Source organism: Yersinia thracica (genome assembly GCF_902170565.1).
Classification (GTDB): domain Bacteria; phylum Pseudomonadota; class Gammaproteobacteria; order Enterobacterales; family Enterobacteriaceae; genus Yersinia; species Yersinia thracica.
In genome coordinates this window covers 1-397 of record NZ_CABHXX010000122.1, presented here as the reverse complement: position 1 = coordinate 397, position 397 = coordinate 1, and the positions used below count along the sequence as shown (strand labels likewise).

The following is a 397-nucleotide window of genomic DNA, read 5'->3' as shown; positions in this document are numbered from 1 at the left end:
TTTTTTTTTTTTGTTTTTTTTTTTTTTTTTTTTTGTTGTTTTTTTTTTTTTTTTTGGGTGCTTTTTCGTTGGGGGTGGGTTTGGTGGGGTGTTGTTTTTGTGGTTGTGTGGGTTGTGTTTTGTGGTTGGTTTGGGGGGTGGTTTGGTGGTTTTTTTTGGGGGTGTTGGTGTGTGTGTGGGGGGGGTTTGTGTTGTGTGGGGTGTGTGGGTGTGCTTGTGTTGTTGGCTGTGTTTTTGGTTGTGGGTGGGGGTGGGTTGTGGGGTGGTGGGTGTGTTTTTGGGGGGTTTTTGTTGTTTTGTTTGGGGTTCTGTTGGCGCGGATTTTTGTTTCTGATTATTGGTTTATTTGTTTGCCATCGTTTTGTTGTTCCAGTGCTGGGATTCGCCGCGCTTATTC

1 protein-coding gene is annotated in these 397 nt (G+C 44.1%); it reads left to right on the top strand.

Going from position 1 to position 397, the window contains the following annotated elements; translation table 11 throughout:
• Positions 1–210 precede the first annotated feature (210 nt).
• Positions 211–397 (top strand): hypothetical protein (locus FTA91_RS20635; RefSeq protein ID WP_222423193.1); only part of this gene is annotated, 187 nt, incomplete at its 3' end.